The organism is Streptomyces sp. NPDC026301, assembly GCF_055567935.1.
The window spans coordinates 95,407-116,828 of the sequence record NZ_JBVHPN010000016.1; the positions used below are offsets into that span (position 1 = coordinate 95,407).

General features: G+C 70.6%; 19 protein-coding genes. 13 read left to right on the forward strand and 6 right to left on the reverse strand.

Features of this window, described 5'->3' with window-relative positions; genetic code table 11:
* Positions 1-75 precede the first annotated feature (75 nt).
* Positions 76-912, forward strand: a complete 837-nt coding sequence (gene whiG, locus ACZ4MH_RS26305; RefSeq protein ID WP_223732959.1) for an RNA polymerase sigma factor WhiG — start codon at positions 76-78, stop codon at positions 910-912.
* 109 nt (positions 913-1,021) lie between these two features.
* Positions 1,022-1,561 (forward strand): TetR/AcrR family transcriptional regulator, encoded by a 540-nt coding sequence (locus ACZ4MH_RS26310; RefSeq protein ID WP_351598550.1) that lies wholly within the window; start codon positions 1,022-1,024, stop codon positions 1,559-1,561.
* A 180-nt stretch (positions 1,562-1,741) separates the two neighbouring features.
* On the opposite strand, the gene ACZ4MH_RS26315 is transcribed toward ACZ4MH_RS26310, so the two are convergent.
* Positions 1,742-2,974: a peptidoglycan DD-metalloendopeptidase family protein gene (locus ACZ4MH_RS26315; protein ID WP_467754719.1), complete on the reverse strand. Its 1,233-nt coding sequence runs from the start codon at positions 2,972-2,974 to the stop codon at positions 1,742-1,744.
* A gap of 467 nt (positions 2,975-3,441) precedes the next feature.
* Here ACZ4MH_RS26315 and rpsB point away from each other — a divergent pair, with 467 nt between their 5' ends.
* The 9 genes from rpsB to ACZ4MH_RS26360 all read left to right on the forward strand — a co-directional run bounded on the left by rpsB (position 3,442) and on the right by ACZ4MH_RS26360 (position 13,664).
* On the forward strand, positions 3,442-4,326 hold the full coding sequence (gene rpsB / locus ACZ4MH_RS26320) for a 30S ribosomal protein S2 (RefSeq protein ID WP_351598531.1): 885 nt from the start codon (positions 3,442-3,444) through the stop codon (positions 4,324-4,326).
* A 99-nt stretch (positions 4,327-4,425) separates the two neighbouring features.
* On the forward strand, positions 4,426-5,262 hold the full coding sequence (tsf, locus tag ACZ4MH_RS26325; protein WP_351598533.1) for a translation elongation factor Ts: 837 nt from the start codon (positions 4,426-4,428) through the stop codon (positions 5,260-5,262).
* Positions 5,263-5,468: 206 nt separating this feature from the next.
* Complete coding sequence (gene pyrH, locus ACZ4MH_RS26330) at positions 5,469-6,242, forward strand: UMP kinase (RefSeq protein WP_351598535.1); 774 nt, start codon at positions 5,469-5,471, stop codon at positions 6,240-6,242.
* Between the two features lie 228 nt (positions 6,243-6,470).
* The gene (gene frr / locus ACZ4MH_RS26335; protein WP_030266530.1) at positions 6,471-7,028 is read left to right on the forward strand and encodes a ribosome recycling factor; all 558 of its coding nucleotides are present in this window, start codon (positions 6,471-6,473) and stop codon (positions 7,026-7,028) included.
* Positions 7,028-8,185 (forward strand): phosphatidate cytidylyltransferase, encoded by a 1,158-nt coding sequence (locus ACZ4MH_RS26340; protein ID WP_351598538.1) that lies wholly within the window; start codon positions 7,028-7,030, stop codon positions 8,183-8,185. The genes frr and ACZ4MH_RS26340 overlap by 1 nt, the downstream gene beginning before the upstream one ends.
* Positions 8,186-8,368: 183 nt before the next feature.
* On the forward strand, positions 8,369-9,475 hold the full coding sequence (rlmN, locus tag ACZ4MH_RS26345; RefSeq protein WP_351598540.1) for a dual-specificity RNA methyltransferase RlmN: 1,107 nt from the start codon (positions 8,369-8,371) through the stop codon (positions 9,473-9,475).
* A gap of 320 nt (positions 9,476-9,795) precedes the next feature.
* Positions 9,796-10,869 carry a thiamine ABC transporter substrate-binding protein gene (locus tag ACZ4MH_RS26350; protein ID WP_351598542.1) on the forward strand — a complete coding sequence of 358 codons (1,074 nt, stop codon included), beginning with the start codon at positions 9,796-9,798 and terminating at the stop codon, positions 10,867-10,869.
* Positions 10,845-12,563, forward strand: coding sequence for an ABC transporter permease (locus tag ACZ4MH_RS26355; RefSeq protein ID WP_467754727.1), 1,719 nt, complete (start codon positions 10,845-10,847; stop codon positions 12,561-12,563). The genes ACZ4MH_RS26350 and ACZ4MH_RS26355 overlap by 25 nt, the downstream gene beginning before the upstream one ends.
* 78 nt (positions 12,564-12,641) lie before the next feature.
* Positions 12,642-13,664: an ABC transporter ATP-binding protein gene (locus ACZ4MH_RS26360; RefSeq protein WP_351598552.1), complete on the forward strand. Its 1,023-nt coding sequence runs from the start codon at positions 12,642-12,644 to the stop codon at positions 13,662-13,664.
* A 49-nt stretch (positions 13,665-13,713) separates the two neighbouring features.
* Here the strand turns inward: ACZ4MH_RS26360 and ACZ4MH_RS26365 are convergent, their stop codons facing one another.
* The 4 genes from ACZ4MH_RS26365 to ACZ4MH_RS26380 form a co-directional block, all read right to left on the reverse strand.
* The gene (locus ACZ4MH_RS26365; RefSeq protein ID WP_467754720.1) at positions 13,714-14,880 is read right to left on the reverse strand and encodes a hypothetical protein; all 1,167 of its coding nucleotides are present in this window, start codon (positions 14,878-14,880) and stop codon (positions 13,714-13,716) included.
* Positions 14,862-15,599: an ABC transporter ATP-binding protein gene (locus ACZ4MH_RS26370; RefSeq protein ID WP_351599645.1), complete on the reverse strand. Its 738-nt coding sequence runs from the start codon at positions 15,597-15,599 to the stop codon at positions 14,862-14,864. The genes ACZ4MH_RS26365 and ACZ4MH_RS26370 overlap by 19 nt, the downstream gene beginning before the upstream one ends.
* Positions 15,600-15,903: 304 nt before the next feature.
* Positions 15,904-17,265, reverse strand: coding sequence for an aspartate aminotransferase family protein (locus ACZ4MH_RS26375; RefSeq protein WP_351599644.1), 1,362 nt, complete (start codon positions 17,263-17,265; stop codon positions 15,904-15,906).
* Between the two features lie 2 nt (positions 17,266-17,267).
* Positions 17,268-17,741: an Lrp/AsnC family transcriptional regulator gene (locus ACZ4MH_RS26380; protein ID WP_351599643.1), complete on the reverse strand. Its 474-nt coding sequence runs from the start codon at positions 17,739-17,741 to the stop codon at positions 17,268-17,270.
* A 206-nt stretch (positions 17,742-17,947) separates the two neighbouring features.
* On the opposite strand from ACZ4MH_RS26380, the gene ACZ4MH_RS26385 reads away from it, so the two are divergent.
* Positions 17,948-19,402: a gamma-aminobutyraldehyde dehydrogenase gene (locus ACZ4MH_RS26385; protein WP_351599642.1), complete on the forward strand. Its 1,455-nt coding sequence runs from the start codon at positions 17,948-17,950 to the stop codon at positions 19,400-19,402.
* Positions 19,403-19,553: 151 nt separating this feature from the next.
* Positions 19,554-20,726, forward strand: coding sequence for a polyamine ABC transporter substrate-binding protein (locus ACZ4MH_RS26390; protein ID WP_351599641.1), 1,173 nt, complete (start codon positions 19,554-19,556; stop codon positions 20,724-20,726).
* A gap of 20 nt (positions 20,727-20,746) precedes the next feature.
* Here the strand turns inward: ACZ4MH_RS26390 and ACZ4MH_RS26395 are convergent, their stop codons facing one another.
* Positions 20,747-21,310, reverse strand: a complete 564-nt coding sequence (locus ACZ4MH_RS26395; RefSeq protein ID WP_351599640.1) for a DUF2690 domain-containing protein — start codon at positions 21,308-21,310, stop codon at positions 20,747-20,749.
* Positions 21,311-21,422: the final 112 nt, after the last annotated feature.

Below are 21,422 nucleotides of genomic sequence, written 5' to 3' on the forward strand. Positions count from 1 at the left end.
ATCCGCCCTCCACGGACCACACGACCCTCACGCACCTCTTCACCAGCGTCTCGGCAGAACGGCTCAAGGCGACGAATGCCCCAGCACACTTCCGGGTCTGACCGCGCGGCGGTACCCCCCGCCGCCCGCGGCAGCGTGCGCCCGGCAGCGCCCACCTCGCTAGAGGAGCTCTGGCGCTCCTACAAGGCGACGGGTGACGAACGCCTGCGGGAGCAGCTGATCCTGCACTACTCGCCGCTGGTCAAATACGTCGCGGGGCGCGTCAGCGTCGGCCTGCCGCCCAACGTCGAGCAGGCGGATTTTGTATCCTCCGGCGTCTTCGGGCTGATCGACGCCATCGAGAAGTTCGAGCCGGAACGGTCCATCAAGTTCGAGACGTACGCGATCACCCGCATCCGCGGCGCGATGATCGACGAACTGCGGGCCCTGGACTGGATCCCCCGCTCGGTCCGCCAGAAAGCGCGAGCGGTCGAGCGTGCGTACGCCACGCTCGAAGCCCAGCTGCGCCGCACCCCTTCCGAGGCGGAGGTCGCCGCGGAGATGGGCATCGCGCTCGAAGAACTGCACACCGTCTTCAGCCAGTTGTCCCTGGCCAACGTCGTCGCCCTGGAGGAGCTGCTGCACGCCGGCGGTGAGGGCGGCGACCGGCTGAGCCTGATGGACACGCTCGAGGACACCGCGGCCGAGAACCCGGTCGAGATCGCCGAGGACCGCGAACTGCGGCGCCTGCTCGCCCGCGCCATCAACACCCTCCCCGAACGCGAGAAGACCGTCGTCACGCTCTACTACTACGAAGGACTCACCCTCGCCGAGATCGGCAACGTCCTCGGCGTCACCGAGAGCCGGGTCAGCCAGATCCACACCAAGTCCGTCCTCCAGCTGCGCGCCAAGCTGGCCGATGTGGGCCGCTGAGTACTACTGACGGCGTTACCCGTGCCGCGGAGTGCCGTGGCCCGGGCCGCATCCGTACAGTGGTGGCGTGCCCAGGATTCGAGCGGCCTCAGTGGCCGAGCACCGGACCATGCAGCGCGACGCCCTGTTGGACGCTGCTCGTACTCTGCTGTCCGAAGGCGGTACGGAGGCGCTGTCCTTCCCCGCCCTCGCCGAGCGCACCGGCCTCGCGCGGTCCTCCGTGTACGAGTACTTCCGCTCCCGCGCCGCCGTCGTCGAAGAGCTCTGCGCGGTCGACTTCCCGGTATGGGCGGCGGAGGTCGAGGCCGCGATGGAGCGCGTCGAGGCGCCCGAGGAGAAGATCGAGGCGTACGTGCGGCAGCAGCTCGCCCTCGTCGGCGACCGCCGGCACCGCGCGGTCGTCGCGATCTCGGCGGGTGAGCTGGACGCCGGCGCTCGCGAGAAGATCCGCGCCGCACACGGCGGCCTGATCGCCATGATCGTCGAGGCCTTGGGCGCCCTGGGCCACAAGCAGCCGAGGCTCGCCGCGATGCTCCTCCAGGGCGTCGTCGACGCCGCGGTCCGCCGCATCGAACTGGGCGCGGCGGAGGATCCTACGGAGATCACGGAGGCGGCGGTCGCCATGACCCTCCACGGCGTCCGCGGCTGATCCCCTCCCCCTCCCCCCTCCCCCCCGCCCACCCTCCACCACCACCACCCCAAGGCAGACACACCTGCCTCCTCCCCACTCACCTAGCCGGGGGCCGTCCCGGTACTTCAGTACGCCGGTCATCCCGACCAGCCGTTTGCTCGCCGCTCCGGCCGGTCGCTAGTCGCTCCGGCCGGCCGGTCAACGGGGGAGTGCTCTCTCGTTGCGCCGTTGGTCGAGCAGGGCGGTGTCGCCGTGATGGCGGCTGGCCCGGGGCGGGGCGATGGGAGCTTGCTGCGAGCGTTGGCTCCGGATACGGGCGTGGGACCAGGCGGCTATTGCTGCGAGGGCTGTGGTTGCCGCCAGGATGGGGGCGTCGGCGGCTGTGGGGGAGAGGGGTGGTGTCTCCGTTCTGTGGGCTGGGGGCGGGGTGGGTTCGGGGATGTGGAAAACCGGGAGCAGGCGAGGTGAGGGCGGGGCGAGCAGAGACGGTGGGAGGAGGGACAGGGGGTCCAAGTAGGTGCGGCCGCGGCGTAAGCCCCAGTGGAGACACGGGGTGTCGCAGTGGTACGGGCCGGACTGGAGGACGGCGACCGGCTGGCCCGCTTTGACGCGATCGCCCTTGCGGACCGTGGGACGTACGGGCTCGTACGTGATGCGCAGCGGTGGTCGGCCGGAGCCGAACAGCTCGATGGATAGGACGCCTCGGTCGGCGACCTTGCCCGCGAAAGAGACGCGGCCGGGGGCGGCGGCTCGTACGGTCGCTCCGGCACGCGAGGTGAGGTCCACGCCGCGGTGGCCGGCCGCCCAGGGGGTGGGTGGAGGCAACCAGGGGCGTGCGATGGCTGGACGCGCGCCGGCCGACCCGGTCACCGGCCACGCCCGAGTCCCGGAAGTCCCTGAGCGCGCCCGAGCCCCGGATGCCCCGGATGCCCCGGATGCCGCGGGTCGTGGCGGGCTCTCGGAAGTGCCCTCCGGGGTACTCGGTCCGGGGCCGGAATCCCTGCCCGGACGGTCCTCCGGCGGTGGCATGTCGCCGGAGAAGGGACGGGCATGTGCGATGGGCGCGAGATGTGGCGCGGGGGCGGTGCCGGTTGTGGTCGGGGTGTTGTGGTCCGGCCCGAGGGAGCGCGGAGTGAAGAGCGCAGGGCCGAGCAGGAGCACGCAGCCGATCATGCAGCCGAGCGCGCAAGCGGCAATGCTCAGGACGGCGCGAGCCGTCACGCGGGGGATGACGCGGGGGAGGAGTCGACCGGGACGCCGGGACGACAAGTAGGCGAGCACCCGCATGACGGCGGGAGGGAGCAAGAGCCCCGTTAGCCGCAGGCGAAGCAGCCGAGCCAAGCGAGACGGATGAGGCTTTGGAGATTGGCCGAGCGAGAGTGGCGGACAGTGAGAGACCCGGGGAAGCCGGAGGCGGTGTGAGTGGCGCATGGCATGACGGTCGCGGACCGGGGCAGATCCGGGGGGATCTTGGTCGGAAGCTGTGGACTACTTCGCGGTTGTGGACAACGCCGTCACGCGTGTGAGTGAGCGGCCTTCCCTTCGCCTCGCCCCCTTCGGCTTACTCTCCGTTCCCCCTCGGCCTCCGGTCTCCGCCCCTCCCTCCCCACCGCCAAACCTCCCCCGCCCGCAGCATGTCGCTAGGCGGTTCGGCGGTCCCGTACACTTCTTGTGGCGATCCGGGTGACCGGGTCGACTTCGCACGCCCCGCCACCGGCGCGTGACTCCCCGTGCTTCGTCAGAGGCGCAGCGGAGCGCGCTGCACCACGGTGGCCGCGTCCCTCGGTCCTGGAAGGTTCCCGGTACACCACCGGAGTCGGTTCAGGCAGGCGCGCAGGGGCGTCAGGCACAGCGGCCGCCCGGCCGCGGTGGAACCGAGAAACATGAGGAGAACGGCCATGGCCGTCGTCACGATGCGGGAGCTGCTGGAGAGCGGCGTCCACTTCGGGCACCAGACCCGTCGCTGGAACCCGAAGATGAAGCGCTTCATCTTCACCGAGCGCAACGGCATCTACATCATCGACCTGCTCCAGTCGCTGTCGTACATCGACCGCGCCTACGAGTTCGTCAAGGAGACCGTCGCGCACGGCGGCTCCGTCATGTTCGTCGGCACCAAGAAGCAGGCCCAGGAGGCCATCGCGGAGCAGGCGACTCGCGTGGGCATGCCCTACGTGAACCAGCGCTGGCTCGGCGGCATGCTGACCAACTTCTCGACCGTCTACAAGCGTCTGCAGCGCCTCAAGGAGCTCGAGCAGATCGACTTCGAGGACGTCGCGGCCTCCGGTCTCACCAAGAAGGAGCTTCTCGTGCTCTCGCGCGAGAAGGCCAAGCTGGAGAAGACCCTCGGCGGTATCCGCGAGATGCAGAAGGTGCCCAGCGCCGTCTGGATCGTGGACACCAAGAAGGAGCACATCGCGGTCGGCGAGGCCCGGAAGCTCAACATCCCGGTCGTCGCCATCCTCGACACCAACTGCGACCCCGACGAGGTCGACTACAAGATCCCGGGCAACGACGACGCGATCCGCTCCGTCACCCTGCTCACCCGCGTGATCGCCGACGCCGTCGCCGAGGGCCTCATCGCCCGCTCCGGTGGTGCCGAGGCCAAGGGCGAGAAGGCCGCCGGCGAGCCGCTCGCCGAGTGGGAGCGTGACCTGCTCGAGGGCGAGAAGGCCAAGGACGCCGCCGAGGAGCCCGCCGCCGAGGCCCCCGCCGCTGCCGAGGCCCCCACCGCCGAGGCGCCCGCCGCCGAGGCCGAGGCCGAGAAGCCGGCCGAGCAGGCCTGACACCTCAGCATCGGATGATGACGGCGGGGCCGGTGCCACAAGCACCGCCCCGCCGTCCACCCGTAGATCTTTCGACTTTCGAGAAGAGATTCACAGATCATGGCGAACTACACCGCCGCTGACGTCAAGAAGCTCCGTGAGCTCACCGGCGCCGGCATGATGGACTGCAAGAAGGCGCTGGACGAGGCCGACGGCAGCGTGGACAAGGCCGTCGAGGCGCTGCGCATCAAGGGCCAGAAGGGCGTCGCCAAGCGCGAGGGCCGCTCCGCCGAGAACGGCGCCGTCGTCTCCCTGATCGCCGACGACAACACCTCCGGTGTCATCGTCGAGCTGAAGTGCGAGACCGACTTCGTCGCCAAGGGTGACAAGTTCCAGGCCGTCGCCCAGCAGATCGCCGAGCACGTCGCCGCCACCAAGCCGGCCGACATCCAGGCCCTGCTCGCCTCCGAGATCGAGGCCGGCAAGACCGTCCAGGCGTTCGTGGACGAGGCCAACGCCAACCTCGGCGAGAAGATCGTCCTGGACCGCTTCGCGCAGTTCACCGACGGCTTCGTGCTGTCGTACATGCACCGCACCATGCCCGACCTGCCCCCGCAGATCGGCGTCCTCGTCGAGCTCGACAAGGAGAACGCCGAGGTCGCCAAGGGCATCGCGCAGCACATCGCCGCCTTCGCGCCGAAGTACCTGTCCCGCGAGGACGTCCCGGCCGAGGTCGTCGAGGCCGAGCGCCGCGTCGCCGAGGAGACCACCCGCGCGGAGGGCAAGCCCGAGGCTGCCCTGCCGAAGATCGTCGAGGGTCGCCTCAACGGCTTCTTCAAGGACGCGACGCTGCTCGGTCAGCCGTACGCGCTCGACAACAAGAAGTCCGTCGAGAAGGTCCTCCAGGAGGCCGGTGTCACCCTGAAGCGCTTCGCGCGCATCAAGGTCGGCATCTGAGCTGAGCCGAAGCCTTGCCGCCGGGCCACGGCCTTCGGGGCCGAGGGCCTGTCGCAGGGCAGCGAATGACCCGCGGCCCCGCTAGGGTCGTACGCAGTCGGCCGCTCATCGGCCGACCGCAGATGTGACGAGGAGGCCATTGCCGTACAGGGATCTGACCAGACCCCCGGCAATGGCCTTCTTCGTATGTGCACGAGGAGAGCGCAATGAATCACGGTGCCGACGGCGCGGACAAAGCCCACGAGTCCCACAAAAAGGGGAAGGGGCGCTTCCTTCTGAAGCTGTCGGGGGAGGCGTTCGCCGGCGGCGGGGGACTCGGTGTCGACCCGGACGTCGTGCACGCCATCGCCCGTGAGATCGCGGCCGTGGTCCGTGACGGGTACGAGATCGCCATCGTGATCGGCGGCGGCAACTTCTTCCGCGGCGCAGAGCTGCAGCAGCGGGGCATGGACCGGTCCCGCAGCGACTACATGGGCATGCTCGGCACGGTCATGAACTGCCTGGCCCTCCAGGACTTCCTGGAGAAGGAGGGCATCGACTGCCGCGTGCAGACCGCCATCACCATGGGCCAGGTCGCCGAGCCGTACATCCCGCTGCGCGCCATCCGCCACCTGGAGAAGGACCGCGTCGTCATCTTCGGTGCGGGCATGGGCATGCCGTACTTCTCCACCGACACCACCGCAGCGCAGCGCGCCCTGGAGATCGACGCCCAGGCCATGCTCATGGGCAAGAACGGGGTCGACGGCGTCTACGACTCCGACCCCAAGAAGAACCCCGACGCGGTGAAGTTCGACGCGCTCGAATACGGCGAGGTCATCACCCGCGACCTGAAGGTCGCCGATGCCACCGCCATCACGCTGTGCCGCGACAACAAGCTTCCGATCCTCGTCTTCGAGCTGCTCGCCGAGGGCAATATCGCGCGCGCCGTGAAGGGTGAGAAGATCGGCACGCTCGTCAGCGATCAGGGCACCAGGGCCTGACGGCCCGCACCGCCGCGGATCCGTACGGGCAGCACGTGTTCGTACGGCCGTACGGAGAACACGTCCGTACGCGCCGTACGGACGGCATACCCGTACGCGCGGCAACTCCCGGCCGTGGGAAGACCACGGCACGGGGATGGACAACCGCCTGCCGGTCGGACACCGTGCAGGAGAAGACGCGCGCAGGGGCGAGGCTCTGCTTCTTACGATTAAGACCAGGAGCAAGTGGTGATCGAAGAGACCCTCCTCGAGGCCGAGGAGAAGATGGAGAAGGCCGTCGTGGTCGCCAAGGAGGACTTCGCCGCGATCCGCACCGGGCGTGCGCACCCGGCGATGTTCAACAAGATCGTGGCGGACTACTACGGTGCCTTGACGCCGATCAACCAGCTGGCGTCGTTCTCGGTGCCCGAGCCGCGGATGGCCGTGGTGACCCCGTTCGACAAGAGCGCGCTGCGCAACATCGAGCAGGCCATCCGCGACTCCGACCTCGGCGTCAACCCGAGCAACGACGGCAACATCATTCGCGTGAACTTCCCCGAGCTCACTGAAGAGCGCCGCAAGGAGTTCATCAAGGTCGCCAAGAACAAGGCCGAGGACGCGAAGATCTCGATCCGCAGCATCCGCCGCAAGGCCAAGGAGACCCTCGACAAGCTCGTCAAGGACAAGGAGTCCGGCGAGGACGAGGTGCGCCGCGCCGAGAAGGAGCTCGACGACACCACCGCGAAGTACGTCGCGCAGGTGGACGAGCTGCTCAAGCACAAGGAATCCGAGCTGCTCGAGGTGTGATGAACGAGTCATCCTGGGGGGCCCGGCCCTCGCCTTCGGCAGGCGGGACCCCACCCGGCGCCGGCCCATGGGCAGCCGGCGCGGGACCGACCCCCGGCCACGGCCGGGAGGGGCCCCCGGCCCCGTCGGCGGGTCCCGTGCACGACTGGGCCGCGGCAGCGCAGACTCGGCCCATGCCCACCGTGCCCGACGCAGGCGGAGACCAGGACGACCACCGGGACGATCGGGGGGCCGCTCGGCTGAGTGGCCCCCTCTTCCGCGATGACCACCCCCAGGAACCCATGCCCACATCCCCGCCGGCACCGGACGACAGCCCCTCTTCGGACAAGCCGGCGAAGAAGAGCGCGGGCCGCAATCTGCGGGCCGCCATAGGGGTGGGCATCGGCCTGGGCGCGGTCATCGTGCTCTCGCTGTTCGTCTACAAGCCCGTCTTCGTGGGCGTCATCGCGGTGGCGGTGGTCGTCGGGCTGTGGGAGCTGACCTCCCGCCTCGCGGAGCGCAAGGACATCCGCGTACCGCTCGTACCGCTCGCGGTCGGCGGTACGGCCATGGTCGTCGCCGGGTACGTACGCGGGGCCGAGGGCGCCTGGGTGGCGATGGCGCTCACCGCGCTCGCCGTCCTGGTCTGGCGGATGACCGAGGCGCCGGAGCAGTACCTCAGGGACGTCACGGCCGGCGTCTTCGCGGCGTTCTACGTGCCGTTCCTGGCGACGTTCGTCGCCCTGATGCTCGCCGCCGACGCGGACGGACCGCAGCGGGTCCTCACCTTCCTGCTGCTCACGGTCGTCAGCGACACCGGCGCGTACGCCGTCGGCTGGCGCTTCGGCAAGCACAAGCTCGCCCCCCGCATCAGCCCCGGCAAGACCCGCGAGGGCCTCGTCGGCGCGGTCGCCTTCGCCATGGCGGCGGGCGCGCTGTGCATGGAGTTCCTCATCGAGAACGGCGCGTGGTGGCAGGGCCTGCTCCTGGGCCTCGCGGTCGCCGCCAGCGCCACCCTCGGCGACCTCGGCGAGTCCATGATCAAGCGCGATCTCGGCATCAAGGACATGGGCACGCTCCTGCCCGGCCACGGCGGCATCATGGACCGCCTGGACTCCCTCCTGCCGACCGCCCCGATCGTCTGGCTCCTCCTGGTCATCTTCGTCGGCACGGGCTGACCAGCCCCGACACCCCCCACTGCCGCACGCGCACCCCAAGGGCCCGCCGTCCTCCAGGACGACGGGCCCTTGCGCATGGGACGGCGCGCGTGGCCGGCCGGCCGAGCAGGGGCCCCCGGGGTGACCGGCTCCACCTCGTGGGCAGGTGGGGTGGGGTGGATGATCTGCCACACTGGACGGACCATGCCTGCACCTGGAGAACTTACTTTTGTCGCGCCGCGGGGGGCCAAGAAGCCGCCGCGGCATCTTGCCGATCTCACGCCTGCTGAGCGCAAGGAGGCCGTCGCGGCGATCGGGGAGAAGCCGTTCCGCGCCAAGCAGCTTTCGCAGCACTACTTCGCGCGGTACGCGCACGACCCGGAGCAGTGGACGGACATCCCGGCCGCGGCGCGGGAGAAGCTGGCGGCCGAGATGCTGCCGGAGCTGATGAGCGTGGTGCGGCACATCTCGTGCGACGACGACCAGACGCGCAAGACGCTGTGGAAGCTGTTCGACGGGACGCTGGTCGAGTCGGTGCTGATGCGGTACCCGGACCGGGTGACGATGTGCATCTCCTCGCAGGCCGGGTGCGGGATGAACTGCCCGTTCTGCGCGACGGGGCAGGCGGGGCTGGACCGGAACCTCTCGACTGCCGAGATCGTTCATCAGATTGTCGATGGGATGCGGGCGCTCAGGGACGGGGAGATCCCTGGTGGCGCGGCGCGGCTGTCGAACATCGTGTTCATGGGGATGGGCGAGCCGCTCGCCAACTACAACCGGGTGACGGGGGCCATCCGGCGGCTGACCGACCCCGAGCCGGACGGGCTGGGGCTGTCGCAGCGGGGGATCACCGTGTCCACGGTGGGACTGGTGCCGGCGATGCTGCGCTTCGCCGACGAGGGCTTCAAGTGCCGCCTCGCCGTCTCGCTGCACGCCCCGGACGACGAGCTGCGGGACACGCTCGTGCCGGTCAACACGCGGTGGAAGGTGCGGGAAGTACTGGACGCGGCGTGGACGTACGCGGAGAAGTCCGGGCGCCGCATCTCGATCGAGTACGCGCTGATCAGGGACATCAATGATCAGGCGTGGCGCGGGGACCTGCTCGGGCGGCTGCTCAAGGGGAAGCGGGTGCATGTGAACCTGATTCCGCTGAACCCCACGCCCGGGTCGAAGTGGACCGCCTCGCGGCCCGAGGACGAGAAGGCGTTCGTCGAGGCGATCGCGGCGCACGGCGTGCCCGTGACCGTACGGGACACCCGTGGGCAGGAGATCGACGGCGCGTGCGGGCAGCTCGCCGCCTCGGAGCGCTGAGCGGACCGATCCCCGAAGACGAGCAGGGCCGGTCCGTGTGCGGGCCGGTCGCGGCCTCGGACGCGTGAGCGGGCGCTGGTACCGTAGCGTCGAACGTTTACATCACATATAACGCACCATCCGACAGGGGAGCGCCACAGCGCTGAGAGTGCGGACAGTGAGGCCGAAGCCGCTGCCGCAGACCCTTGAACCTCGCCCGGGTCATTCCGGGTAGGAAGTTCGGTCTCCTCATGCTGTTGCGCCCCGCCCGCGGCACCGGTCCCGCCGGACGCCGCGGGCGGGGCCGCGTCTCTTCCTGGCCAGCCAGGAGGAATGAACAAGTGAGATCTTTCGGTAGAGCCACCGCGGTCACCGTTGTCCTGGCGGTAGGCGGCGCGGCGCTGGCCGGCTGCGGCGCCTCCGGCGGCGACGAGGCGGGCGACTCCAAGACCGTCAAGCTCGTCACCCACGACTCCTTCGCGGCCTCGAAGTCCGTTCTGAAGGAGTTCGAGCAGCAGAGCGGGTACAAGGTCCAGCTCGTCAAGGGCGGGGACGCGGGCAAGGCCGTCAACCAGGCGGTGCTGACGAAGGACAACCCGCAGGGGGACGTCTTCTTCGGGATCGACAACACGCTGCTGTCGCGCGGGCTGGACGAGGGGCTCTTCACGCCGTACGAGGCGAAGGGGCTGGGTGAGGTGCCGGAGCAGCTGCAGCTGGACAAGGCGCAGCACCGCGTCACGCCCGTCGACTACGGCGACATCTGTGTGAACTACGACAAGGCTTACTTCGAGCGGAAGAAGATCGCGCCGCCGAAGACGTTCGGTGATCTTGTGAAGCCGCGGTACAAGGGGCTGCTGGTCACCGAGAACTCCGCGACCTCGTCGCCGGGGCTGGCCTTCCAGCTGGGCACCATCGCCCAGTACGGAAAGGGCGGCTGGCAGGGCTACTGGAAGAAGCTCAAGGCCAACGGCGTCGAGGTCGTCGACGGCTGGGAGCAGGCGTACTACGAGCGGTTCTCCGGCGCGGCCGGCAGCAAGGGCGACAAGCCGCTGGTCGTCTCCTACGCCTCCAGCCCGCCCGCCGAGGTCATGGACAAGAAGCCGGCGCCGAAGGAGGCGCCGACCGGCGTCGCCACCGGGACCTGCTTCCGGCAGACCGAGTTCGCCGGACTGCTGAAGGGCGCGGCGAACGAGAAGGGCGGCAAGGCGCTGCTGGACTTCCTGATCAGCAAGAAGTTCCAGGAGGACATGCCGCTGCAGATGTTCGTGAACCCGGTGGTCGAGGGCGCGAAGGTGCCCGAGCTGTTCACGAAGTACGGGCAGCGGATCGCCGATCCGAAGACGGTGGCGCCCGCCGACATCAGCAAGAACCGCGAACAGTGGATCAAGCAGTGGTCCTCGCTCGTCCTGAAGTAGAGACCGAAGGCCCTGGGGCGGGCCGGGGCGGAGGGCGGTTCCGGCGGCCGGGGCGTGCCACGGCCACCCGGCTCGCGCTGATGGCCGTGCCGTTCGTCTTCTTCGTGCTCTTCTTCGCCTACCCGGTCGCCATGATCGTCGGCCGGGGGCTGCGGGAGAGCGGGAGCTGGCAGTTCGGGCGGGTGGGGGAGGTCCTCACCGATCCGGACCTGCTGCACGTCCTGTGGTTCACCGGGTGGCAGGCGGCGGCTTCCACGGCGCTCACGCTGCTGATCGCGCTCCCCGGCGCATATGTCTTCGCGCGCTTCGCATTCCCCGGAAAGGGGCTGCTGCGGGCGGTCGTCACCGTGCCGTTCGTGCTGCCCACCGTCGTGGTCGGCTCCGCCTTCCTCGCCCTCGTGGGCCGCGGCGGCCTGCTCGACGACCTGTGGGGCGTACGGCTGGACACCTCGGTGTGGGCCATCCTGCTCGCGCACGTCTTCTTCAACTACGCGGTGGTCGTACGCACCGTGGGCGGGCTGTGGAGCGCGCTGGACCCGCGCCAGGAGGAGGCCGCGCGGGTGCTCGGCGCCGGGCGGTTCGCGGCCTGGCGGCGGGTGACGCTGCCCGCGCTGGCGCCCGCCGTGGCCGCCGCCGCGCTGATGGTCTTCCTCTTCACCTTCACCTCCTTCGGGATCGTGCAGATCCTCGGGGGCCCGCGCTTCGCCACCCTCGAAGTGGAGATCTACCGGCAGACCGCCGACTTCCTGGACCTGCCGACCGCGGCGGTGCTCACCCTCGTGCAGTTCGCCGCCGTACTCGGACTGCTCGCGCTGCACGCCTGGACGGTCCGGCGGCGCGAGAGCGCGCTGAAGCTGGTCGACGCGACCCGTACGGCACGCCGGCCGCGCGGGGCCGGGCAGTGGGCGCTGCTGTGGGGCACGCTTGTGGTCATCGCCGTACTGCTGGTGCTGCCGCTGGCCGTACTGGTCGAGCGGTCCTTCGCCGGGCCCGACGGCTACGGCCTGGTCTTCTACCGCGCGCTGCAGGCCGCGGCCGGCGCCGACTCGACGTTCACCGTGCCGCCGCTGACCGCCCTGTGGAACTCCCTGGCGTACGCGGTCGCCGCCACCGCCATCGCCGTGGTGGTCGGCGGGCTGGCGGCGGCCGCGCTGACCCGGCGCGGCGGACGGCTCGTCCGCGGCTTCGACGCGCTGCTCATGCTGCCGCTCGGCGTCTCCGCCGTGACCGTCGGCTTCGGCTTCCTGATCAGCCTCGACGAGCCGCCGCTGGACCTGCGCGCCTCATGGTGGCTCGTACCGCTCGCGCAGGCCCTGGTGGGCGTGCCGTTCGTCGTACGGACCATGCTGCCGGTGCTGCGCGCGGTGGACGGGCGGCTGCGCGAGGCCGCGGCGGTACTGGGGGCCACGCCCTGGCAGGTGTGGCGCGAGGTCGATCTGCCGCTGGTGCGGCGGGCGCTGCTGATCGCGGCCGGCTTCGCGTTCGCCGTCTCGCTCGGCGAGTTCGGCGCGACGGTGTTCATCGCGCGCCCGGACCAGCCCACGCTGCCGGTGGCCGTGGCGCGGCTGCTGGGCCGCGCGGGCGAGCTCAACTACGGGCAGGCGATGGCCCTGTCGACGATTCTGATGGTGGTGTGCGCGGGGGCGCTGCTGGCGCTGGAGCGGGTACGCACCGACCGGACGGGAGAGTTCTAGGTGACCGACGACCGGACCGATGACCGGACCGATGACCGGACCGATGACCGGACGGACGACCGGACCGACGGCCCGCTCCTGCGGCTGAACGGCCTCACCGTGCGCTTCGGGGCGCACGCCGCGCTGGACACGGTGGAGCTGGACGTCGCCGAGCACGAGACCGTCTGCGTCCTGGGGCCCAGCGGCAGCGGCAAGTCCACGCTGCTGCGGGTGATCGCCGGGCTGCAGCAGGCCGACGCGGGTGAGGTTGTACTGGACGGCCGGGACCTGCGTACCGTGCCCACCCACCGGCGGGGCGTCGGCCTCATGTTCCAGGACCACCAGCTCTTCCCGCAGCGCGATGTGGCCGGAAACGTCGCCTTCGGGCTGCGGATGCGCGGCGCCGCACGCGCCGAGCAGGAGCGCAAGGTCGCCGAACTGCTCGACCTGGTGGGCCTGCCGGGCGCCCAGCGCCGGGCCGTCGGCTCGCTCTCCGGCGGCGAGCAGCAGCGCGTCGCGCTGGCCAGGGCGCTGGCGCCCAGCCCCCGGCTGCTGATGCTGGACGAGCCGCTCGGCCAGCTCGACCGCGGGCTGCGCGAGCGCCTGGTCGTCGAACTGCGGCGGCTCTTCGGAGAGTTGGGGACGACCGTGCTGGCGGTGACGCACGACCAGGGCGAGGCGTTCGCGCTCGCCGACCGGGTCGTCGTCATGCGCGACGGGCGGATCGCGCAGACCGGTACGCCGCTGGAGGTCTGGCAGCGGCCCGCCGACGAGTTCGTCGCCCGCTTCCTCGGCTTCGACAACGTCGTGCCGGCCACCGTCACCGGCGAGGCCGCGGACACGCCGTGGGGCAAGGTGCCGGTCCCGGACGGTACGGCGGAGGGCGAGTGCCGCCTGCTCGTCCGCCCGGCCGGCGTCCGCCTGGTGCCCGCCCGCGAGGGCCTGCCCTGCACGGTCGCGGCCCGCACCTTCCGCGGTACGCACGTCTCCCTCCGGCTGCGCCCGGCGGCCGGCCCGGAACTGGACGCGGCCTGCGCGCTCGCGGACGCGCCGGAGGTGGGCGAGAGGGTCGGCGCGGCGTTCGTCGCGGAGGACGTGGTGGTCCTGCGGGCGGAGGACTGATCCGTACGGGGCGCACCAATCAAGCGGCGTGCCCCGAAGAGCCGGCCCCTCAGCCCACCAGCGGTCCCGCCGCCAGATGTGCCACGCCGCCCGTGACCGCTGTCAGGACCACGACCAGTACGCACGTGCGCAGGGCGGCGGCGCGGTGGAGGAGGCCGGACGGGGTGCCGAGGCGGCGGAGGGCTTCCGTCGTCGCGGCGCGGGCCGTGCGGGATTCGGTGACCGCGGTCAGGACGCTGAGCGCGGTACAGGCCAGTACCAGCCCGCCGCCGAGCGCGGAGAGCGGGCCGAGGGAGCCGGGGGCGCCGTGGCCGTACAGGGTGAACGCGGTGTAGGCGCCCGACGCGGCCGCCATCAGGATGCCCAGCGGGCGGCCCACCCGGCGGGACTCCTCCTGGAGGACCCGCCCGGCCAGCAGTCGTGCCGCGCCTGCCCGGCCCGCGCCCAGCACCCGCCCGCTCGCGTGGACCAGGCCGGGCGCCGCCAGCACCAGCCCGGCCGCCGACAGCAGCCAGCCGACCAGCACGCCCGCCTCGCCGGTGACCAGCCGTCCCGGCAGCGGCAGCAGCCGGGCGCCGGGGCCGGTGTGACCCGCCGCATAGACCTCCAGGGCGAGCCCGGCGGCGCCGAGCGCGATGCCCCAGGGGAGCCCGGCGGGCGTGGCGGTGGCCGTACGGGGCGGGGCGTCGGCGCACGGCTCGGCCGGCGCGTTCCGCCCCGGCCGCAGCGCCGCGGCGGTCGCGACGGCGGCCACCACGGGGACGGCCGCGAGCAGCACGCCCACCGCCGCGTACGGGAGCGGGCCGCGGCCCAGCAGCGCCGCCGGACCCATCGGCGTACCGCCCAGGCCGCCGCGCAGCCGCAGGAAGACCAGCAGGCCGAGCACGCTGCCCAGGGCGCAGGCGAGCACGGTGGAGGCGGCGGCGATCAGGGTGAGCCGGACCGGGCCGAGGCCGGCCGCGGACATGCCGCCGCGCAGCCGGGCGGCCGGGTCCGTACGGGCCACCGCGACGGCGAACTGGGCCGTGGCGGCCAGCGGGACCAGGCACCAGGCCAGCCGCAGCGCCGAGCCGGCGGCCTCGCCGCGCGGCGCGTCGACGGCGTGGCCGAGCGTGGCCAGCAGCAGGAAGGCCGTGCCGGCCGCCGCCGCGACGACCAGCAGGCGGCGCAGCTGCACCGCCGGGCGTGCGCCCCGGGCTAGACGGAGAGCGAGCACTCTTCCCTGCCTTCCGTCTCGGCGGGGCCCTCGGCCTGTGCGGCGCCGGCCCGCCGGCCGTCGAGCAGGGCGATCGTGCGGTCGGCGAGCGTCGCCGCTTCCGCTTCCTGGGTGGCCAGCACCACGCTGAGGGCGTGGCTGCGGGCCGCGTTGACGATCGTACGGAGCACCTGGGCCGCGTCCGCGCGGTGCAGCGGCGCGGTCGGCTCGTCGGCGAAGAGCACCTGCGGGGCGGTGGCCAGCGCCCGGGCGACGGCCACCCGCTGCTGCTGCGCCCGGTCCAGGGCCGCGGGCCGCTGCTTGGCGCACTGCGCCACGTCCAGCCGCTCCAGCCACTCGGTGGCGGCCTGCTTGGCCGCGCGGTGGCCCTCGCCCCGTACGAGGAGGGGCAGGGCCGCGTTCTCCCAGGCGGTCAGCTCGGGGACCAGCCGGGGCTCGGTGCCGATCCAGCCGAAGCGGTCCAGCCGGAGCCGTTCGCGGCTGGTCGCGGAGAGGGTGTGGACCGGATGACTGTTGAACCAGACCTCGCCGCTGTCCGCGACGAGCTGCCCGGAAAGGCATTCCAGGAGCGTGGTCTTGCCGCAGCCGCGCGGACCGGTGACGGCAAGGATCTCGCCCTCGCGCACACCGAGGGAGATGCCGGTGAGTGCGGGGCTCTGACCGTGGGCGTGGTGCAGTCCGCGAGCCCATAGAACGTCGTTGTCGGGCGGGGCCACCATCTGCGCACCTCGTGCTCGCTCGCGTCCTCGTTCCCCTGACCGGGTGAACGACCATGGAGGGTATCGGTCACAAGCACGGTAGGTACTGCCGGGTCCCGCCATTCACCGGTCAGCACGGAAGACGGCCGAGGTTCACTCATATGGCTGGATATGAGTGACCTCGGCCGCCGTTTCTTCCGTTATTCGAGATCCCTGTGCGGAACCCCGTCACGGACCGCCGAGCGTGTCGGGCGGAGCGGGGTCCGTGGCCCCGCTCCGCCCCTTCCCCCCGGTGAGGGCCGGAGGGACGGCTCGGTACCGCGGATCAGAGCTTGGTCCACGCCTCCTTGAGGACGCCGCGCAGGATCTGCTCGATCTCGTCGAACACGGTCTGGTCGGCGATCAGCGGCGGGGCCAGCTGGATGACCGGGTCGCCGCGGTCGTCGGCGCGGCAGTACAGACCGGCGTCGTACAGCGCCTTGGAGAGGAAGCCGTACAGGACGCGCTCGGTCTCCTCGTCGGTGAAGGACTCCTTGGTGACCTTGTCCTTGACGAGCTCGATGCCGTAGAAGAAGCCGTTGCCGCGGACGTCGCCGACGATCGGCAGGTCGTGCAGCTTCTGCAGCGTGGAGTAGAAGTTCGACTCGTTCTCGAGGACGTGCTTGTTCAGGCCCTCGCGCTCGAAGATGTCGAAGTTCGTCAGCGCCACGGCCGAGGAGACCGGGTGACCGCCGAAGGTGTAGCCGTGCAGGAAGGTGTTGTCACCCTTGTAGAACGGCTCGGCCAGGCGGTCGGAGATGATGCAGGCACCGATCGGGGAGTAGCCCGAGGTCATGCCCTTCGCGCAGGTGATCATGTCCGGCACGTAGCCGAACTTGTCACAGGCGAACATCGTGCCGAGGCGGCCGAAGGCGCAGATCGTCTCGTCGGAGACGAGCAGCACGTCGTACTGGTCGCAGATCTCGCGGACGCGCTGGAAGTACCCGGGCGGCGGCGGGAAGCAGCCACCGGCGTTCTGCACCGGCTCCAGGAAGACCGCGGCGACGGTCTCGGCACCCTCGAAGAGGATCTGCTGCTCGATCTGGTCGGCGGCCCAGCGGCCGAAGGCCTCGGGGTCGTCGCCGTGGATCGGAGCGCGGTAAATGTTGGTGTTCGGCACCTTGTGCGCGCCGGGGACCAGCGGCTCGAAGGGGGCCTTCAGGCCGGGCAGACCGGTGATCGACAGGGCGCCCTGCGGGGTGCCGTGGTAGGCCACCGCGCGGGAGATCACCTTGTGCTTCATCGGCTTGCCGGTGAGCTTGAAGTACTGCTTGGCGAGCTTCCAGGCGGTCTCGACCGCCTCGCCGCCGCCGGTGGTGAAGAAGACCTTGTTCAGGTCGCCCGGGGCGTAGTTCGCTATGCGCTCGGCGAGCTCGACGGCCTTCGGGTGGGCGTAGGACCACACCGGGAAGAAGGCGAGCTCCTGGGCCTGCTTGTACGCGGTCTCGGCGAGCTCGACGCGGCCGTGGCCGGCGTTGACCACGAAGAGGCCCGCGAGGCCGTCGATGTAGCGCTTGCCCTTGTCGTCGTAGATGTTGGTGCCCTCACCGCGAACGATGGTGGGCACGGGGGCGTTCTCGTACGACGACATGCGGGTGAAGTGCATCCACAGGTGGTCGTACGCCGTCTTCGAAAGGTCGGCGCTCATGGTTATCGCGTTCCCCAGGTGTAGGTCTGCTTCTTCAGCTTCATGTAGACGAAGCTTTCGGTGGATCGCACGCCGGGAAGCGTGCGGACGCGCTTGTTGATGACGTCCAGGAGGTGATCGTCGTCCTCGCAGACGACCTCGATCAGCAGATCGAAGGAACCGGCGGTGACGACGCAGTACTCGACCTCGGACATGCCCGTGAGGGCTTCTGCCACGTTGTCGACGTCGCCTTCGACGTTGATTCCGACCATTGCCTGCCGCCGGAAACCGACCGTGAGGGGGTCGGTGACGGCGACGATCTGCATCACACCCTGGTCGAGCAGCTTCTGTACGCGTTGCCGTACGGCCGCCTCGGACAGGCCCACGGCCTTGCCGATCGCGGCGTACGGACGACGCCCGTCCTCCTGGAGCTGCTCAATGATCGCCAGGGAGACGGAGTCGATCGACGGAGTGCCGTTTCTGTCACGAGTGGCCACGTCCCTCACTGTGCACCAGCATCGTCCGTCGCGCAAGCCCGATTCGCCGAAATCAGTTGTTCACTGAAGGTCATGCCACGAAATTCGTTGTTACTGGCGCGTGGGTATGTCGAAAACGGGGCTCGCATGGTTAGGGTGGGCATCTCATCCACCGGACACCAGACACCGGTCATCAGACACCGGACACCTGACAGGAGGGGTCGCACGTGACCACCGAACTGCGTCGTCTGCGCAATTACATCGACGGGGAGTTCCGGGACGCCGCCGACGGCCGCACCACGGACGTGGTCAACCCGGCGACGGGCGAGGTGTACGCCACAGCGCCGCTGTCCGCGGCCGCCGATGTCGACGCCGCGATGGCCGCCGCCGAGGCGGCCTTCCCGGCATGGCGCGACCTGATCCCCGCCGAGCGCCAGAAGGTGCTCCTGAAGATCGCCGACCGCTTCGAGGAGCGCGCGGAGGAGCTGATCGCCGCCGAGTCCGAGAACTGCGGCAAGCCGATCGCCCTCGTACGCTCCGAGGAAATCCCGCCGATGGTGGACCAGATCCGCTTCTTCGCGGGTGCGGCCCGGATGCTGGAGGGCCGCTCGGCCGGCGAGTACATGGAGGGCCTGACCTCCATCATCCGGCGCGAGCCGATCGGCGTCTGCGCGCAGGTCGCGCCCTGGAACTACCCGATGATGATGGCCGTGTGGAAGTTCGCGCCGGCCCTGGCGGCGGGCAACACCGTCGTCATCAAGCCCTCGGACACCACCCCGGCGTCCACGGTCCTGATCGGCGACATCATCGGCAGCGTGCTGGACGAGCTGGGCCACTCGCGCGGCGTGTTCAATGTCGTGTGCGGTGACCGCGAGACCGGCCGCCTGATGGTCGAGCACCACATCCCGGCGATGGCCTCCATCACCGGCTCCGTGCGCGCCGGCATGCAGGTCGCCGAGTCCGCCTCCAAGGACCTCAAGCGGGTCCACCTGGAGCTGGGCGGCAAGGCCCCGGTCGTGGTCTTCGAGGACACCGACATCGCCAAGGCCGTCGAGGACATCTCCGTCGCCGGTTACTTCAACGCCGGCCAGGACTGTACGGCCGCCACCCGCGTGCTCGTCCAGGAGTCCATCCACGACGAGTTCGTCGCCGCGCTCGCCAAGGCCGCGGCGGAGACCAAGACCGGCGCGGTCGACGACGAGGACGTGCTCTACGGCCCGCTGAACAACGCCAACCAGCTCAAGCAGGTCAAGGGCTTCATCGAGCGCCTCCCCGCGCACGCCAAGATCGAGGCCGGCGGCCAGCAGGTCGGCGAGAAGGGCTACTTCTTCGCCCCGACCGTCGTCTCCGGCCTCAAGCAGGACGACGAGATCGTCCAGCAGGAGGTCTTCGGCCCGGTCATCACCGTCCAGTCCTTCACCGACGAGGACCAGGCCACCGAGTGGGCCAACGGTGTGGAGTACGCGCTCGCGTCCTCGGTGTGGACCAAGGACCACGGCCGCGCCATGCGGATGTCCAAGAAGCTCGACTTCGGCTGCGTGTGGATCAACACCCACATCCCGCTCGTCGCCGAGATGCCGCACGGCGGCTTCAAGAAGTCCGGCTACGGCAAGGACCTCTCCGCCTACGGCTTCGACGACTACACCCGCATCAAGCACGTCATGACCTCGCTGGAGGGCTGACCACCAGGGCGGTCGGCAAAGGCCGACCACCCGACGGTCGGCCACAAGTCCGGTGCCGTGCGGGGCACCTGACACACCGTCGCGGGCCGGGGCCCGGCGGCAGACGATCTGTCTGTTGCCGCCCCGGCCCGCGACGCATGAGAGTCCTCACATGGATCGTCTTTCGCGGCGTGCGCTGCTCAGAGGTGTCGGTACGGTCGGATTCCTGGCGGCGGTGGCCGGGTGCGGGGTGCCCGCGGCCTACGTACGGCCCGGGGCGCGCGCCGCCGCCGACCGCTCGGCGGCCGACAAGTCCCTCCCCTTCGCCAACTGGCCGCTGTACATCGACGTCGACGACCACGACAAGCAGCGCCGCCCCACGCTCGACGCCTTCGAGCGGCGCACCGGCATCTCGGTGACGTACACCGAGGAGATCAACGACAACGACGAGTTCTTCGGGAAGATCAGCCCGGCGCTGATGAACCACCAGACCACCGGCCGCGACCTCATCGTCATCAGCGACTGGATGTGCTCGCGCTTCGTCCGGCTCGGCTGGGTGCAGGAGATGGACCGGTCCCGCCAGCCGAACGTGGCGAAACACCTCGACCCGCTGCTGCTGAAGCCGCCCTTCGACCCCGGCCGCAAGCACTGCGTTCCCTGGCAGTCCGGGATCACCGGCATCGCGTACAACCGCAAGAAGCTCGGCCGGGAGATCAAGCACACCGGCGACCTGTGGGCGGACGATCTGAAGGGCCGGGTCACCCTGCTGGCCGGCATGGACGAGGCGTTCGCGCTGCTCATGCAGGGTGAGGGCGTGGACATCACGCGCTGGACGGCGGACGACTTCCACCGGATGACCGACCGGGTCGCGGCGCTCGTCCGCACGAAGCACATCCGCCGCTTCACCGGCAACGACTACATCAAGGACCTCTCCTCGGGGGACGTGCTGGCCGCGCAGGCGTACTCCGGCGACGTCATCCAGCTCAAGGCCGACAACCCCGACATCGAGTTCGTGGTCCCCGAAGAGGGCGCCGAGCTGTGGTCGGAGAGCCTGATGATCCCCGACCTCGCCGCGCACAAGCGCAACGCCGAACGGCTCGTCGACTACTACTACGAGCCGGAGGTCGCCGCCGAGCTCGCCACCTGGGTCAACTACGTCTGCCCGGTGCCGGCCGCGCGCGACGTGCTGGCCTCCGCCAAGGACAAGGAGAGCGCCGCGCTGGCCGAGGACCCGCTGATCTTCCCGGACGACGGCATGCGCGGCCGGCTCGCCATCGCCCGGGACATCGGCGCCCAGGAGCGCCCCGAACTCGCGAAGGAGTGGAACGCGATCGTGGGGTTGTGAGAGGGGTCGGACACCGGCTCTCAGGCCGGGGGGACGTCGTTCTGGTCGGCGCCGACCGGGAGCCGGTGCCCGGCCGGGATGTCGTGGTCGGGGTCGCCCTTGACACTCGTGCCGGCGGCCTCGGCGGAGAAGGTCCGGCCGGCCGGGAGCATGGGCGTGAACTGGGTGTGCCCGGTACGGACCGCCCGGCGCTCCTTCTTCGTGGGCGAGACGGCGATCTCGATCGTGTCGCCCACCTCGGCTCCGGTGAGCTTGCCCCAGACGGCCTTGCAGGCGGGGCTGTAGCGGACCGAGACGTGCAGCGGGCCCGACCAGTCGTCGGCCAGCGTCACGGCGCCCGCGTCACAGCGGGTGTCGTCCGGTTCCAGCCCCGCGCAGTCGTTCATCGTGCAGGACGGCGGCTCGGTCCGGACCGCCGCCGTCGGTGCCGGCGGGCCGTTGCCGCTGCCCTGTGCCTGCTTCTCGTCGTCGCCCGCCAGCAGCGGGATGCCCACCGTGAGGACCGTGGTCACCACGGCCAGGATCAGGGCCCCGCCGAGCGTTTCGGGGCCGTGCCGCCTCAGCCAGGAGTCTTCTTGGGCCACGCCACCTCCCGATGTACGTGTACACGTCATCGGAAGGGTAGGCGCGTGCGGCCGGATATGACCCGGGCAGATCCGGCCGTTGTGGCGGAAGAGAGCGGAAGGGAGCGGAGGA

Coding starts and splice junctions, on each gene's coding strand:
- whiG (WP_223732959.1), top strand. CDS start 76: ATGCCCCAGCACACTTCCGGGTCTGACCGCGCGGCGGTACCCCCCGCC.
- ACZ4MH_RS26310 (WP_351598550.1), top strand. CDS start 1,022: ATGCAGCGCGACGCCCTGTTGGACGCTGCTCGTACTCTGCTGTCCGAA.
- ACZ4MH_RS26315 (WP_467754719.1), bottom strand. CDS start 2,974: ATGCGCCACTCACACCGCCTCCGGCTTCCCCGGGTCTCTCACTGTCCG.
- rpsB (WP_351598531.1), top strand. CDS start 3,442: ATGGCCGTCGTCACGATGCGGGAGCTGCTGGAGAGCGGCGTCCACTTC.
- tsf (WP_351598533.1), top strand. CDS start 4,426: ATGGCGAACTACACCGCCGCTGACGTCAAGAAGCTCCGTGAGCTCACC.
- pyrH (WP_351598535.1), top strand. CDS start 5,469: ATGAATCACGGTGCCGACGGCGCGGACAAAGCCCACGAGTCCCACAAA.
- ACZ4MH_RS26340 (WP_351598538.1), top strand. CDS start 7,028: ATGAACGAGTCATCCTGGGGGGCCCGGCCCTCGCCTTCGGCAGGCGGG.
- rlmN (WP_351598540.1), top strand. CDS start 8,369: ATGCCTGCACCTGGAGAACTTACTTTTGTCGCGCCGCGGGGGGCCAAG.
- ACZ4MH_RS26370 (WP_351599645.1), bottom strand. CDS start 15,599: ATGGTGGCCCCGCCCGACAACGACGTTCTATGGGCTCGCGGACTGCAC.
- ACZ4MH_RS26375 (WP_351599644.1), bottom strand. CDS start 17,265: ATGAGCGCCGACCTTTCGAAGACGGCGTACGACCACCTGTGGATGCAC.
- ACZ4MH_RS26390 (WP_351599641.1), top strand. CDS start 19,554: ATGGATCGTCTTTCGCGGCGTGCGCTGCTCAGAGGTGTCGGTACGGTC.